13 protein-coding genes are annotated in these 14,430 nt (G+C 60.5%); 8 read left to right on the top strand and 5 right to left on the bottom strand.

The genetic code is table 11. The annotated features are described in order from the left end of the window. From B9Z01_RS22465 to B9Z01_RS22480, 3 genes are all read left to right on the top strand, one after another. A partial coding sequence (locus tag B9Z01_RS22465; protein WP_275937515.1) for a citrate/2-methylcitrate synthase occupies positions 1 to 518 on the top strand: 518 nt, incomplete at its 5' end. Positions 519 to 925: 407 nt separating this feature from the next. Continuing rightward, positions 926 to 3,205 carry an amylo-alpha-1,6-glucosidase gene (locus B9Z01_RS22470; protein WP_085487499.1) on the top strand — a complete coding sequence of 760 codons (2,280 nt, stop codon included), beginning with the start codon at positions 926 to 928 and terminating at the stop codon, positions 3,203 to 3,205. 1,040 nt (positions 3,206 to 4,245) lie between these two features. Further along, on the top strand, positions 4,246 to 4,929 hold the full coding sequence (locus tag B9Z01_RS22480) for a YkgJ family cysteine cluster protein (RefSeq protein ID WP_085487169.1): 684 nt from the start codon (positions 4,246 to 4,248) through the stop codon (positions 4,927 to 4,929). Positions 4,930 to 5,058: 129 nt separating this feature from the next. Here the strand turns inward: B9Z01_RS22480 and B9Z01_RS22485 are convergent, their stop codons facing one another. From B9Z01_RS22485 to B9Z01_RS22495, 3 genes are read right to left on the bottom strand one after another with little or no spacing between them, the layout of a single operon-like run. Then, positions 5,059 to 5,838 carry an aldolase gene (locus tag B9Z01_RS22485; RefSeq protein WP_085487501.1) on the bottom strand — a complete coding sequence of 260 codons (780 nt, stop codon included), beginning with the start codon at positions 5,836 to 5,838 and terminating at the stop codon, positions 5,059 to 5,061. A gap of 47 nt (positions 5,839 to 5,885) precedes the next feature. Continuing rightward, positions 5,886 to 6,494 carry a glutathione S-transferase family protein gene (locus B9Z01_RS22490; protein WP_085487171.1) on the bottom strand — a complete coding sequence of 203 codons (609 nt, stop codon included), beginning with the start codon at positions 6,492 to 6,494 and terminating at the stop codon, positions 5,886 to 5,888. A gap of 22 nt (positions 6,495 to 6,516) precedes the next feature. After that, a complete protein-coding gene (locus B9Z01_RS22495; RefSeq protein ID WP_085487173.1) occupies positions 6,517 to 7,824 on the bottom strand; it encodes an MFS transporter in 1,308 nt (435 codons plus the stop codon). A 275-nt stretch (positions 7,825 to 8,099) separates the two neighbouring features. Here B9Z01_RS22495 and B9Z01_RS22500 point away from each other — a divergent pair, with 275 nt between their 5' ends. Then, positions 8,100 to 8,606, top strand: coding sequence for a helix-turn-helix domain-containing protein (locus B9Z01_RS22500; RefSeq protein WP_167387554.1), 507 nt, complete (start codon positions 8,100 to 8,102; stop codon positions 8,604 to 8,606). 234 nt (positions 8,607 to 8,840) lie between these two features. Here the strand turns inward: B9Z01_RS22500 and B9Z01_RS22505 are convergent, their stop codons facing one another. Then, positions 8,841 to 9,113, bottom strand: a complete 273-nt coding sequence (locus B9Z01_RS22505; RefSeq protein ID WP_085487177.1) for a hypothetical protein — start codon at positions 9,111 to 9,113, stop codon at positions 8,841 to 8,843. A 121-nt stretch (positions 9,114 to 9,234) separates the two neighbouring features. After that, complete coding sequence (locus B9Z01_RS22510) at positions 9,235 to 10,029, bottom strand: IclR family transcriptional regulator (RefSeq protein ID WP_085487179.1); 795 nt, start codon at positions 10,027 to 10,029, stop codon at positions 9,235 to 9,237. A gap of 137 nt (positions 10,030 to 10,166) precedes the next feature. On the opposite strand from B9Z01_RS22510, the gene B9Z01_RS22515 reads away from it, so the two are divergent. The 4 genes from B9Z01_RS22515 (at position 10,167) to B9Z01_RS22530 (ending at position 14,409) form a co-directional block, all read left to right on the top strand. Beyond that, positions 10,167 to 11,012 (top strand): sugar phosphate isomerase/epimerase family protein, encoded by an 846-nt coding sequence (locus tag B9Z01_RS22515; protein ID WP_085487181.1) that lies wholly within the window; start codon positions 10,167 to 10,169, stop codon positions 11,010 to 11,012. 36 nt (positions 11,013 to 11,048) lie between these two features. Beyond that, positions 11,049 to 12,401 (top strand): MFS transporter, encoded by a 1,353-nt coding sequence (locus B9Z01_RS22520; RefSeq protein WP_085487182.1) that lies wholly within the window; start codon positions 11,049 to 11,051, stop codon positions 12,399 to 12,401. A gap of 17 nt (positions 12,402 to 12,418) precedes the next feature. Further along, on the top strand, positions 12,419 to 13,453 hold the full coding sequence (locus tag B9Z01_RS22525) for a Gfo/Idh/MocA family protein (protein ID WP_085487183.1): 1,035 nt from the start codon (positions 12,419 to 12,421) through the stop codon (positions 13,451 to 13,453). Between the two features lie 101 nt (positions 13,454 to 13,554). Next, entirely contained in the window at positions 13,555 to 14,409 is an 855-nt protein-coding gene (locus B9Z01_RS22530; protein ID WP_085487184.1) for a MurR/RpiR family transcriptional regulator, read from the top strand. Positions 14,410 to 14,430: the final 21 nt, after the last annotated feature.

The following is a 14,430-nucleotide window of genomic DNA, read 5'->3' on the forward strand; positions in this document are numbered from 1 at the left end:
CGTGTTTGTGGGGCCCGGCGCACGGCGGCGCGAACGAAGCCGCGCTGAACATGCTCGAAGAAATCGGCTCGGTCGACAACATCCCCGAGTTCATCGCGAAGGTGAAGGACAAGAACTCGGGCGTGAAGCTCATGGGCTTCGGTCACCGTGTCTACAAGAACTACGACCCGCGCGCGAAGCTGATGCGCGAGACCTGCTACGAAGTGCTCGAGGAACTGGGCCTGCACGACGACCCGCTGTTCAAGCTCGCCATGGCATTGGAAAAGATCGCGCTCGAAGACGAATACTTCGTGTCGCGCAAGCTGTACCCGAACGTCGACTTCTATTCGGGCATCGTGCAGCGCGCGCTCGGCATCCCGACCTCGATGTTCACGTGCATCTTCTCGATGGCGCGTACGGTTGGCTGGATTGCGCAGTGGAACGAAATGATCGCCGATCCTGAGCAGAAGATCGGCCGTCCGCGCCAGTTGTTCGTTGGCGAGACGCTGCGCGAAGCGAAGCCGATCGCGAAGCGCTAACCAGCCCTAATCAGGGCTAACGCCGCTAACGCGCTCCTGCCCCACCGGCCGCGCGGCCGGTGGGGCATTTGTTATAGTCGGCGGTAGTCCGTCGCCGTTGCACCCGCGCCATACCCGCGCCGCACTCCCGGCATTCACGGCGCTGCGGGCGCTTGCGCAAGCCAGCATCGAAGCGCAAGCGCCGCGCCTCTGCCTGCACGTCCTGTGCCACAAAAAAATTCCGCAAGCAATTCCGCGAGAAATTCCGCAAGAAACCACGCAAAAAAATCGAAACTCCTCTGTGATAAGTTCGTCTCACGCGCACGGACCCTCTACAATCGGAAGCGACCGGGCAATACGGCGGCAAGCCCGGGGCGTTACCCGGCAGTGACATTGAACGCAGCAGCGAATCCACAGGAGCGACCTTGATACAGCAGCCAGAAGCCCTCGGCGGGCTGACCCACTCAGGCGGCGTCGAGTACCACGAGCCCGAGCCGGACGGCATCTTCATTCCGACGGAAAATCTCAACGTCGCGAGCGCCACGCAGCACGTGCTGAAATCGGGCGACACCTTCATCGTCAACGATCCCCTCGGCGACATCACCGGCCACGAAGATGGCCTGTTCGTCAACGACACCCGCGTGCTGTCGCAACTGCGGCTGACCTTCGGCGGCCGCGCGCCGTCGCTGCTGTCGGGCAGCGTCAGCAGCGACAACACCTCGTTCACCGCGCATCTGACCAACCGTCCGCTGCCGCCGCTCGGCGGCGACAGCACGCCCGAGGGTGTGATCCACGTCGAGCGCGTGCGCGTGCTGTCGGGCACCGTGCTCAACGAGGCGATCGAACTCACGAACTACGGCACGAGCGACGCGATCGTGCCGCTGTCCATTTCGTTTTCGAGCGACTTCCGCGACATGTTCGAAGTGCGTGGCCTGAAGCGCGACAAACAAGGGCGCGTCGAGCCGGCGCGCGTCGAGAATCAGGAGGTGCTGCTCGGCTATATCGGCCTCGACGACGTCGCGCGCAACGTGCAGATCGCGTTCTCGCCGCAGCCGGACAAGCTGTTCGCCGACCGTGCCAATTACACCGTCAATCTGCCGGCGCAGGCGTGCGTGTCGATCTATCTGTCGGTCGCGGTGCACGTCGTGCCGATGACGAACAGGCCCGGCGCCGACATCGTGCAGCCGGCGCATGCGCTGAGCGAAGCGCATCTGTCGCAAATCGATGCGGAGCGGCCGCGCGTCGGCCGCGCGGCGGTGCGCGCCGCGCTCGTCGACGCGCACCTCGTGATGCGCGAGCGTCGCCGCGTGAGCGCGCGCGTGCGTTCGAGCAACCCGCTGTTCAATGAGTGGATCGACCGCTCGTTCGCCGACCTCGGCCTGCTGACGACCGACCTCGCGACCGGCCCGTATCCGTACGCGGGCATCCCGTGGTTTTCGACCCCGTTCGGCCGCGACGCGGTCATCACGTCGCTGCAGACGCTGTGGCTGCAGCCGCATCTCGCCGCCGGCGTGCTGCGCTTTCTCGCCGAGCATCAGGCGCGCGAGAATTCGCCGTTTCGCGATGCCGCGCCGGGCAAGATCATGCACGAGATGCGCAAGGGCGAAATGGCCGCGGCGGGCGAAGTGCCGTTCGCGTTGTATTACGGCGGTGTCGACACCACGCCGCTATTCATCGTGCTGGCGGGCGCTTATGCGAACCGCACCGGCGACCTCGCATTGATCGACGAATTATGGCCGGCGCTCGAGCGTGCGGCGCAGTGGGTCGCGGGCGTGTGCGACCGCAACCGCTTCGGCCTGCTCGACTACCAGCGCGAATCGGACGGCGGGCTCGCCAATCAGGGCTGGAAAGACAGCCACGATTCGGTGTTCCATGCCGACGGCCGCTTCCCCGATGGTCCGATCGCGCTCGTCGAAGTGCAGGCGTATGCGAGCGCCGCATTCGACACGATGGCGCGCTTCGCGAAGCTGCGCGGCCTGCGTGACGCGTCCGCGCAATACGCCGATCGCGCGAAGAAAATCCGCCGCTGTGTCGAGGAAAAGTACTGGATGGACGAGGCCGGCTTCTACGGCATCGCGCTCGATGGTCACGGCGAGTTGTGCCGCGTGATGGCGTCGAACGCGGGGCATCTGCTGGCCTTTGGTCTGCCCACGCGCGAGCGCGGCGAAGCGGTCGTGCGCGCGCTCGACTCGACCTTGTTCCATACCGGCTGGGGCGTGCGCACGCTGGCCGCGAGCCAGGCGCGCTTCAATCCGATGGCGTATCACAACGGCTCGGTCTGGCCGCACGACAACGCGCTCTGCGCGCGCGGGCTGTCGCGCTACGGCAGCAAGGCGTCGGCGGTGCGGCTGCTGCAGGCGCTGTTTCAGGCGGCGGTCAATTTCGACATGCGCCTGCCCGAGCTGTTCTGCGGCTTCCCGCGGCGGCGCGGCGAGCCGCCCACCGCGTATCCGGTCGCGTGTCTGCCGCAGGCGTGGGCGGCCGGTTCGCCGTTCATGATGCTCGAAGCGTGTCTCGGCATCACGATCGACGCCGAGCGCCGCGAGGTGCTGATCGAACAGCCGATGCTGCCCGAGGGTATCGATTGGCTCGAAGTCAGCGATCTGCGTGTGGGGGACGCTTCGGTGTCGATCACGTTCCGGCGGATTGGCGAGAAGGTGGTGGCGTCGGCGGAGCAAGGGGATGTGAGGGTGGTGGCGTTGCTTTAGGCGGATGACCGTCGTTAAATCATGAAATTCAGATTCCGGGAGGACGGGTGCATCGAGGAGGACGACTTGGGGTATGGCTGCTATCGATCGCAGCATTGGGTTCGAGCGGAGCATGGGCGAACGACATTCAGTGCGCAACCACACGGCAACCCGCTGAGCGCGTCATATGCGACTACGCGATCCTGAACAACGAGTACGACGACATCTTCGCGCAGCAGCAGGCTCTCCTGCGCAGCGGGAAACTCTCGGCGGCACAACTGGCTCGGTGGCGGCAATCGCGGAACGCATGTACCGACGTTCACTGCATCGACGTCGTGTTTGCTCAGTGGAAGGCGACGGCCAGATCTCTCGAGGCCATGCCTCATGCGCCTGCGCCTATCGCGGCGGCGTCGGACGCGGCTATGGCTCCTGTCGGACCCAATCCGGACGAGCCGCCTCTTTCGGTGCCTCAAGCATCCGAGGCTTCGCCGGCATCCGGGGCCTCGCCGGCATTGGGGGCTTCTCTAGTCCGTCATGGCAGCGCCGCTGGCGTGGCGCTTCCACAGCCGGTTGCGGCGGAGGCTTCTTCACCTGGGGTCGCGTCTGCTGCCGCAGGCGCGAACGGTCCGCGCAGCGCGACCGGCATGAGCCTTGGCCTCATGGCAATCCTGCTCGTCGCGATTGGATTCGCTGTGTTCTTTACGCGTTGGAACAGAAGCGGGGGACTCGGCAAATAAGATGCGCGGCAAGAGCGGGCGATGAGGGGCGTAATCGGTCGCATGTTCCCGATGTGGCCGTCGATGGCGCAATGGCGTGAGGAGCAAACTGAAGCCGGCAAGCTTGCTCCTCACAAACGAAATCTGTCCTACGCTTGCAATCAGGATTGTCCTGTGTGTCTCCGGGCACAAATGCCATGCATTGGAACCACGTTTCGATGCAGTCAATGAACCGTCATTTTCATATGTAGCGATGCAAAAGAAGACCGCTCAATTGAGCGGTCTTCTTGCCACAAGATTCTCTAACAGAAAGCAGGAAAGCTACGGAAACATGGGGAGACTTTGATGGAGCCAAAACAAATCATTTTCAGAGACAAGGCCGATACGGTGACGTTGCCGAATACATCAGCCCAGCTAAACGTTAGATTCCAGCTGCTTCAGAGAAAATTCATCCACAACAACAAGCTGAAACATCACCAACGCATACCGGCGATTTACGAGTATGTTGACGAGTATGCGAAATCACTTTCGAACTATGTTGTTTGCCAAAAAGGATGTAGCCACTGCTGCCGCATTGATGTCTCCGTCACGCGGCTTGAAGCAGAACACATCTATCGGAAGAGCAGGTCAGAACTCATTTTGGACCACACGGGTACCACCAGGACGACGGGGCATCTCGGAACGGCGTGTACATTCCTGGAGAGCGATGGGTCTTGCGGCATATACGAACTCCGTCCGCTTGCCTGCCGTACCTTCTTCACTCTCGATGACCCAAAATATTGCGAGACTAATGAGCCGCATCAAACGATAGGCGGCACTTCTGCGCCCAATGACCTTTCACACTTCGGCCAGCTCAGAACCTGGCTCAATAAGTGGAGCCAGGATGGCGGATATGCTCCGCGAGATATTCGAGATTGGTTTCCGCCGCAGAACCAGGCTGCTGCGAGCTCCGGGGCAGCCGCTGCACAGGTTGCCGGGAAACCTTCACTGTGGGCAAAACTTCGGGCTCAACTATTCCCGAAAGATTAGCGCGAGAGCATTCAACATGCGAGGCTCATCAGATCAGGGCGCTGTCTGCGCCAGCATGGCCGGGTTAGGCACTCACAGTCAGCGGGCGTGAGCGCCGGTTTCAGGCGCTCCGTTTTGCATGATGGCTCGTCAATTGAAGCCAGCGAGTGCTGATGGTTCCTGACGAAGAACCCGTCGCGCAAACATGGCGAAGCTTGCTCGAACCACGCTCGGTTGAAGCAGGAAGTCATGCGATTCTTTAGCCAGAGCCGCGTCGAGTTCCACGATGGGGCCGAGCGCCTCAGCACGGATTTGGTTGCGAGCTGCCCGCTCGATTAGCATTGAGAGGTACGCGGTTTCCTCGATAGAAGATGTCGCGGCTAGAAATCCGTGGTGCGCCAGCAGTATCGAACGACAGGTGCCCAACGTCGACGAGATAATTTCCCCTTCATCGTCTGCGATTGGCAGGCCGGGCCATTCCCGAAGGAATGCACAGTCGTTGAAAAAGGGCGTGGCATCCATGTGGGCAACCCGCAGCGGCCGAGCAGCCATCGACAGCGCCGAAACGTACGGCGGATGAGTATGGACGATGCTGCGAACGTCGGGACGTCGACGATATACCCACATGTGGAATCGAACCGCCGGATTGGGCATTCCCGAGCCTTCGAGGATGTTCAAAGAATCGTCGACACGCATGATGTGCCGCGATTCGACCTCATCGAAGGCAATCGCCAGTGGCGTAGTGAGGAACGTGCCGTCATCGCAGCGGATGGTGATTTGTCCGGCCAACGTCTCCGAGTGGTTTTCCATGGCTAGCATACGGCACGTTAGGACCATCTTCTGCTCGTCCGACCAGTTTCCTGTGTCGACACGCGTACTCATGTCGCTGATTGCGCGGTCCGTGACTGTCTGCTTTGCTGTATCCAACATCTGAGTCTCCGTTTGCAAAAGGCTTGGGCTATCGAATAGGTCGAGCATCAGGCGGGCTCCTTCGGCAGCCCTGGCATCGAAACGTATCCAGGCAAAGAGACGATGCGTTCAATCCAGCGAGTCACATTCGAGAAGTCGTCTAGCGGCAAGTGTCCTTCACGCGCAAGGCCGACGTAGGGGAAGCAGGCAAGGTCCGCAATCGTGGGGCGGTCCGATGCCAACCAGGGTTGCTTCGCGAGAGAGGTATCAAGATGGGTCAGTACGCGCAAACCCTTCGCGCTCACCGCGTCGATGTCAACTTTCTCTCCGAGCAAATAATAAAGGCGGGCGGGCTGCAGGCTGTTTCCAACCTCGTTCGCCGCAAACGAAAGCCACTGGGCGACTCGTCCGTACTCGGCTGCAGTGCTGCCAAGCCATTGTGGTCCGAATCGATGAGCCAGATAAGTCAGGATTGCCTGACTGTCGCAAACGATGTGACCGTCATCGTCGAGCGCCGGGATCTGGCGCAACGGATTCACTGCTCCGAAGGCCGGCGCGTGATGCGCCTCGTTGGGTACGTCGATAAACTCGCTCCGATAAGACAGGCCGAGCATTGAAAGCAGCAGGCGGACCTTATGGCAATTCCCGGATAGTGGATGGTCGTAGAGTGTCATCATCCTGGTAGTTAGTCAGATGTAGTTAGTCAGATGCAGTTGGTTTCATGAGCCAGGCGCTCACGGCGCCTACGACCCCGAGTACGCTGAGATAAACCCCGACGGACCCGATGCCGCCATAGCGCGCAACAAGCGTGGCGGCGATGAGCGGAGCCAGACCACCGCCGAGGGCGGCGGCGAATTGAATGCCGATAGAGATACCCGAGTACCGGAGTTCCGGCGGGAACTGCGCGGCGTAGAGGCTCGATTGCGGTCCGAAGATGATGGCGTAGTTGAGCGCCAATGCGACAACCGCAGCGAGCGTGTACAGCGCCAACGAGCCGCTTTCCATTGCTGAAAAGAGCGGCACGGCCATGACCGCGAGCAACAGCGTGCCGACAATGTAAAGCCGCCTCGCGCCAACCCGGTCGCCCAGCCATCCGAATAACGGAATCGTTACCGCCTGGCACAGCGACCCGAGAATGACCGCACTCAGCGCGTTGCCTCGCGAGAATCCAAGGTGAGACGTCGCATACGAAATCGAGAAGACGATGATTGTGTAGATGAGTGTGACTTCAGCGAGCTTTCCGCCAATGGCAAGTAGAAGCGGGCGCCAATGAGAAACAAGGACATCGCGCGCTGGCATCGAAGCAACTTTGCGCTGCGACGTGACCGCTACGAAGTCTGGCGTTTCATCGACTTTCATACGAATGAATACGCCGACTGCAATCAAGGCTCCGCTCGCGAGAAACGGTATGCGCCACCCCCAGCTCATGAAGCTGTCGCTCGGCAGCAGGTTCATGAGTGCGAAAGCACCCGACGACATAAGAATGCCGATAGGTGCGCCGACCTGAGGCAGGCTCCCGTAGAAACACTTCAGACGCGCGGGCGCGTGTTCGACAGCCATCAGCACGGCGCCGCCCAGTTCCCCGCCGAACGACGCGCCCTGGCCAATTCGAAGCGCGACGAGCAAAATCGGAGCCCAGATTCCAATCGAGCCGTAGGTTGGCAACAACCCGATGAGAACGGTGCAAATCCCCATCAGCAGCAAACTCAATATAAGAATCGACTTGCGGCCAAGGCGGTCACCGAAGTGTCCGAAAATGATTCCGCCAATTGGACGAGCGAAGAGACCAGACGCGAAGGCTCCGAACGCCGCGAGAGTTCCGGTGGCCGAGTCAAGGCTCGGGAAAAATAGCTTGTTGAAAACCAGTGCTGCGGCAGTGCCGTAGGCGAGAAAGTCGAATGCTTCAATCGCTGTGCCCGCCATTGAGGCTGCGGCGACGCGGACCATTTTCCTGTCTGAGGACGCGCTCCGGTAGGTGGCGCCTGATGCCTGCTCAATAGATTCCATTGCATGCTCCTCACGTAATGGAGCGCCCAGAGCGGTTCGTTGCCTCGTGGTCGCCTAATGGACAACCTTGTTGTCCATCATGCAACTGTAATCCACTAAAATCCTGTGTGACCAGTCTAAAAAAATGCGTATTTACCCTCATGCCGCGTCAATCACCGAAGAAAGCAGTGGCCGATAGCGCCGCGTCGTCAGGCACTCAGGCGCGTTCGCACGCATCTGCACCAAGGGCCCGTGTGAATGCGCCGGAGTTCGAGCCGAAGAGTCCAGGAAGCTTCGTGCGTGCACTGCGCACGCGGCAGGGGCTCACACTCGATGAGCTCGCCGCTCAGTCCGGGATGAGCAAGGGACATCTCTCGCGCTTCGAACGCGGAGAAAAAACCGTCTCGCTAGCGGGCCTGATGCGCGTGGCCCAGGCCTTGAATACCTCCACGGCGACCCTGCTTGGCGAACAGGTGGACAAGAACGTCGTGCATGTCGTGCGAGCACGCGACAGACACTATCGCAGGGAGGGGGACTACGAATATGCGCCGCTGAATCGGGCCGACAGCCGCGATGGACCGAAGGCTTTCCTGCTCACAGTTTCGGCCGATGCGAACGTGCAGGAGGCGGCGTTCCATTCAGGCGACGAGCTCTTCTTCGTGCTTTCAGGTGCCATTGAGGTGGAGTTGGCGGACCAGTCGATTGTTTTGCGCGAGGGCGACTTCGCGCAGTTTCCGGGGATGGTGGAGCACCGAATCCGTAGTATCGGCAGCGAGGCCCAACTGTTGATATTCGTCGGCTGAACTTCACCGGGCTCCGTCACTTCTCTGTTCGCGGGTGCGACGCCCGTTGCTTGAGCCCGCCGTGAGGTAGCTACCAGCCATCTCCTTTGACAGCCATGTCGATGCTCGTAAAAAGCATGGGTTTCAAAGCGAGGAATATTTGCGACGTGGCGTTGCAAGGTAGACCAATTGCGGTAAGCGCACCGTCAGTGCCTACGCCATGAAAAACGAACAGGAAATCGATGTCTTTCGCGGTTAGTCTCCAAACGGGTTGCCGGTGTCCTTCACTTCGGTATTGAGGTTGTATTCCGCACGCATGGCCTTGAGCACGCCCTCGATGTCGCGCTCGAAGCCGATCGCGTTGCCGAAGTGAGTCATGTTCCAGTTGCAGCCTGTCTTGTCGAGCTCCTGCAGTTGAGGCCGCGGCACACGAATCTTCACGCCATCCTCGACGATTTCCTGCAGCCGATGGATTCGCCGGTTGACCTCCTGCTGGAGCTGCGAAGCATTGAGCGTCTTGCGTATCATCCAGGTCTCCTTCCGCCAGGTCTCCTTCCGGTTTCTCAAGCCAGTCTAGCGCAAGTGGGGCGTTCCGCGGCCTGGCGCTGAAATGCAAGGTGTCTGAGAGAGCAGGCGCCCTGGTTCGTCGTCAAGCTGCGCTCGGTCGGCGTGCAAACATCGGGGAGCTACGACTTGCGAGTGCCAACGCTTTTGCGCACTCGCACACTTGCGGACCCAGGACTTCCATGCGCTCTGGTGTCATGCGGATAGATGGTCCTGCAATGCTGACCGTGCCTATGGGTTCGCCATTTTCGTCAATGCGAATTGCTGCCGCGACAGCACTTGTTCCTGCTTCGTAAGCGTCAAAGACGACCGCGAAACCGCGCTCACGTGCCTGCTCGATCTGCGCCATGAGGGCGCGCAAACTCTGGGGGGCGCCGGGTCCCATTTCCCGGGCGCGCTCCATGCCCTGACGAGACACGAGCGACAGGGCCCGCTCTTCATCTAGCGCTGCAAGGAATGCCATTCCATTCGCAGTCGCCGGCAAATATATCTCGAGCCCGGCGTCCGGGTCGTAGCGAAGTCCGGTGCGTGCTCCTTGCGCCTTTGCTACCCAAATCAGATCGTCCCCCTCAACGACAGCGAGCCTGACCAGTTCACCACTGGCTTCGGCGAGATCATCGAGCAATGGCTGCGCGGCATCGGTGATGCCTGTAGCCGACAGGTAACTCAGTCCAAGCGACGCGAGTTTGACGGTGAGCATGTATTGCGAACTGTTCGGATCCTGCTTGACGTAGCCGGTCTCTTTCAGATCCGTAAGGAGACGGTGGGCTGCGGTGCGTGGGATGCCCAACCGGTCACCGACTTCCGACATGGGAAGCCCATGAACGTTATGGGCGAGCAACTCGACGATGGCTAATGCGCGGTCGCGAACAGCAGTCATTTCAGGTAGTCCAGAAAAGCGATGAGGACATTCTATTCCATCTGGATTGCCATTTCATCTGGTATGGAGTCGGGTTAACGACTAATGTGGATTGATATTCCACTTGGTACAGTAAACCAAAATTTTGAGACTTCGCCATGAAACTAGCCATCGACTCATACAGCTACCACCGCTACTTCGGGGAGGTCTATCCGGGCCTCGAAGCAGACCCAGGCTCCCGAATCACCATGGAAGCGTTCATCGACCGCGCCAAGGCGTTGGGCGTCGCAGGGGTGTCACTTGAATCGTGCTTCTTGCCCGACCCGAGCGCGGATGAGGTCGAGAGATTGCGAAATCAGCTGGACCGGCTCGAACTGGAGCGCGTATGGGCTTGGGGTCACCCGGGCGGCTTGCGCTCAGGTGATGCGCCCGAAGAGCTTGCTGACCTCAAAAGACACACCGGGATTGCCGCGGCGGTTGGAGCGAAGGTCATGCGTATCTGCTGCGGAGGCCGTCGAACCCGTCCGCAGGACTGGAGGGAGCACAAAGCCAGGCTCGTGCCGTTGCTGGTCGAAGCAGCCCGGCACGCCAAAACTCAAGGCATCGTGCTTGCCATCGAGAACCACATCGACCTGCTCGCAGACGAGCTTGTTGAACTCATCGAGACGGTTGATTCCCCGTGGCTCGGTATATGCCTCGATACCGCAAATAATTTGCGGATGCTCGAGGATCCCGCAGTCGCGATTGAAAAGCTTGCGCCCTACGCACGGGCGACGCATGTGAAAGACGTTACGGCACGGAGCGGGAACCCGCGCGAATTCGCATTCTGGCCAAGCGTGCCGGTCGGCCGGGGAATCATCGACATTCCGCATGCCTTCAACGAGCTCCGCAAGCACGGCTACAACGGCCTGCTTGCGCTCGAAATCGATTATCTGCATCCCGATTACACAGACGATGAGCAGGCCATCGTCGAGAGCATCGAGTACATGCGCGGACTGCTCTGAGCAGCGTCGCATCAGCCGAAATACACGGAGACAACGATGACCTTTTCAAAACAACTGAACGTCCAGGAGTTTCTGGATTCAAGACCCTTCTGCGCTTTCCACTGGAAGATTCTGCTTCTGGGCCTTGCGGTCCTGATTCTCGATGGCTTCGATGTCGTCGCGATGGGCTTCATCGCACCGGCCCTCATCGGTGACTGGAAAATAACCCGTGCGGCACTCGGCCCGGTTCTCAGCATGGGCCTGTTTGGTCTGGCAATCGGCGCACTGGCCGGCGGCCCGCTGGCCGACCGTTTCGGCCGGCGTCGGGTCATCATCGGCGCAGTCGTCTTTTTCGGTTTGATGAGCATTGCATCCGCGTGGTCCCCGAACATCGCCGTGCTTTCCGTGATGCGCTTTCTGACCGGGCTGGGGCTGGGCGCCTCACAGCCCAATGCCGCAACGCTTGCATCCGAATACGCGCCGAAAAAGCATCGCTCCTTGATGGTGACGGTCATCTACTGCGGGTTCACACTCGGCGCCGCCGGCGGCGGTTTCCTTTCGAGCTATCTGATTCCGCTCCATGGCTGGCAGTCGATTCTTGTCGTCGGCGGTGTCGTTCCGCTTGTTTTCGCGGTCGCGCTGTTTTTCGTTCTGCCTGAGTCTGCGAAGTTCCTCGCGGTGAAACATGAAGGACGCGCGGCTCTCGCACGCATCATCAACCAGATCGAACCCGCTGCTGTCGACGCGTCGACCGAACTGGTCACCGCTGAACGCGGCCATGCCGGCAAAGGAGCCATCCGGCTCATCGTTTCGAAGCCCCACACCACCATCACGCTTGCGTTGTGGGTGGGACTTTTCATGAACCTGATGACGGTCTACTTTCTCAACAGCTGGCTGCCGATCATTGTGAAAGACAACAATTTCTCGCTCGCTGACGCCGCTCTGGTGGGTGCGATGATGCAAGTGGGAGGAACGCTCGGCAACATCGTCATCGGTTGGAAAATGGACCGTTTCAAAGCGTACAAGGTCATGATTGGCATGCTGCTTGGCGCTGGAATCTTTACGGTGTTGCTCGCCCAGCTCAACGTGGGGCTGTACGGTCTCATCGGCCTGGTGTTCCTGCTCGGGTACTGCATCAACTCCACGAATACCGGATGGACCGCAATGGCCGCCAATTATTACCCGACCGAAATGCGGGCGACAGGGACGAGTTGGATGACCGGTATCGGCCGCTTCGGGGCAATTTCCGGCGCATCTATCGGCGCTGTCCTTCTGAGCTTCAAATGGGATTTCGGCCAGCTGTTCCTTGCGTTGACCGTACCTATCGGAATCGCAATCGTGGCAGCGTATGTCCAGGGTCGACGCTGCACGAATGTAGCGCCCGTGCTTTGCAATGCAACGACTCATTGATTCGCGGGTAATGTGCAATGTCTGATTTGAAGATCGGCCTCATTGGCGCCGGTGCAATCGGCCGCGCTCATCTGGCAGGCGCGGCCGGTGCGGAGGGTGTCGAGATTGTCGGTATCGCAGATCCTAACCCAGCGGCACAAGCTCTGGCCGCCGAGTTCTCGATTCCGTGGTTTTCCGGCCATCGGGCGCTTCTCGATAAGACAAGGCCGGATGGTGCAATCGTTGCGACGCCGAACGCGCTGCACGTCCCTATTTCGATGGAACTGATTGCCGCGGGAATTGCAGTACTGGTTGAAAAGCCAATCACCGATTCCGTCGACGATGGCCTGCGCCTCGCGCAAGCCGCGGCGCAGGCCAGAGTGCCGTTGCTGGTGGGCCATCATCGTCGCCACAATCCAATCATCCGGGCCGCCCGTTCGCTCGTGCAGGACGGGCAACTCGGGCGACTGGTTTGCGCGACCGTACTCGCGACGTTTCTCAAACCAGATGCATACTTCGACGAAACATGGCGCCGGACGAAGGCAGCAGGCCCCGTGCTCATCAACCTGATTCACGAAATTGATTTGCTTCGCTTCGTTTGCGGCGAGATTGCCTGCATCCAGGCAGTCACGTCCAATTCCATCCGAGGATTCGAGGTGGAAGATACGGCGGTAACGCTCGTGCGATTCGAAAGTGGCGCGGTCGGAACAATTTCGCTGTCGGACACGGTGGCATCGCCCTGGAGTTGGGATACCGCGTCAGGGGAAAACGCAGCTTTTCCGAGGAACGATGTCGAAAGTCACTTTCTCTGCGGCACCGATGCTTCGGTTGCACTGCCGACTTTACGCATGTGGCGCTATCCGTCCGAGCGGGGTTGGTTTCATCCTCTCCGGGATGAGATGGTTCGCTTCGAGACCGTGAACCCCTACGTCGAGCAGATGCGTCATTTCGGCGCCGTCATGCGGGGAGAAGAACCTCCGGTATGCGACGGATTCGATGCCACGAAGACATTGCGAATCACAGCGGCTGTTCGACAGGCGGCTCAATTGGGCTCTGCCGTTGTTTTTGGGTAAGGAAGGGCCACTCACCAAAGCAAACCTCTCTTCGTTGAAACACCCCCACCCAGTGGTAACATTTGTTGTCATCTTCACCGCCGGCCTCGGCCGTCCTTCACATGCCAGACAGTTTCGATCAGCTTGCCGCCCTGATCCGGGCGCGCTTCTCCGAACTGAGCCCGCAGTTCCAGATGGGAGCCGGCTTCCTGCTCGATCATCCCGACGAGGTGGCGGTTTCGTCGATGCGCAAGGTGGCCGAGCGCGCGCAGGTGCAGCCTGCGTCGCTCGTGCGTCTGTCGCAGCAGCTAGGCTTTCCTGGCTGGAACGAGTTGCGCAACCTGTTCGTCGCGCGCGTGCGCACAAGGCCCGAGCCGCTCACGAGCCGCGCGCGGTCGCTCGTCAAGTCGAAGGACGCGCTCGCGAGCGATCTGCTCGTCGCGCAGCAGCACAATCTCGAAGCGACTGCCGCGCATAACGGCCGCGTGATCGTCGAGGCGGCGCGGCTGTTGCGGCGCGCGCCGCACGTGCATGTGGCGGGCTTCCGTTCGTGTTACTCCGTCGCATTCGGGCTCGTGTACGGCTACCGGCTGTTCCGTTCGTCGGTGTCGCTGCTCAACGGCGAGGCGGGCACGCTCGAAATGCAGCTGCGCACGATCGAGCGCGACAGCGCGACAATCGTCATCAGCTTCGCGCCGTATTCGGTCGAGGCGGCGCGCGTCGCCGAAGCCGCGCTCGAAAAAGGCAGCAAGCTGATCGCAATCACCGACAGCGCCGTGTCGCCAATCGCGCTGAACGCCGACAAGGTGCTGATCTTCTCGCACGAGAGCCCGTCGTTCTTTCCGTCGCTGGTGGCCGCTACCGCAATCGCCGAGGCGCTCGTCGCGCATCTGCTCGCGCTCGAAGGCGCGGATGCGGTCGAGCAGCTCGCGCTCGCCGAGCAATCGTTGCATGCGAAGGGCGCGTACGTGCCCTGAGCGCGTCCCGAAACGTTTCGC

Origin of the sequence: Paraburkholderia susongensis (genome assembly GCF_900177725.1) — a bacterium.
GTDB lineage: Bacteria > Pseudomonadota > Gammaproteobacteria > Burkholderiales > Burkholderiaceae > Paraburkholderia > Paraburkholderia susongensis.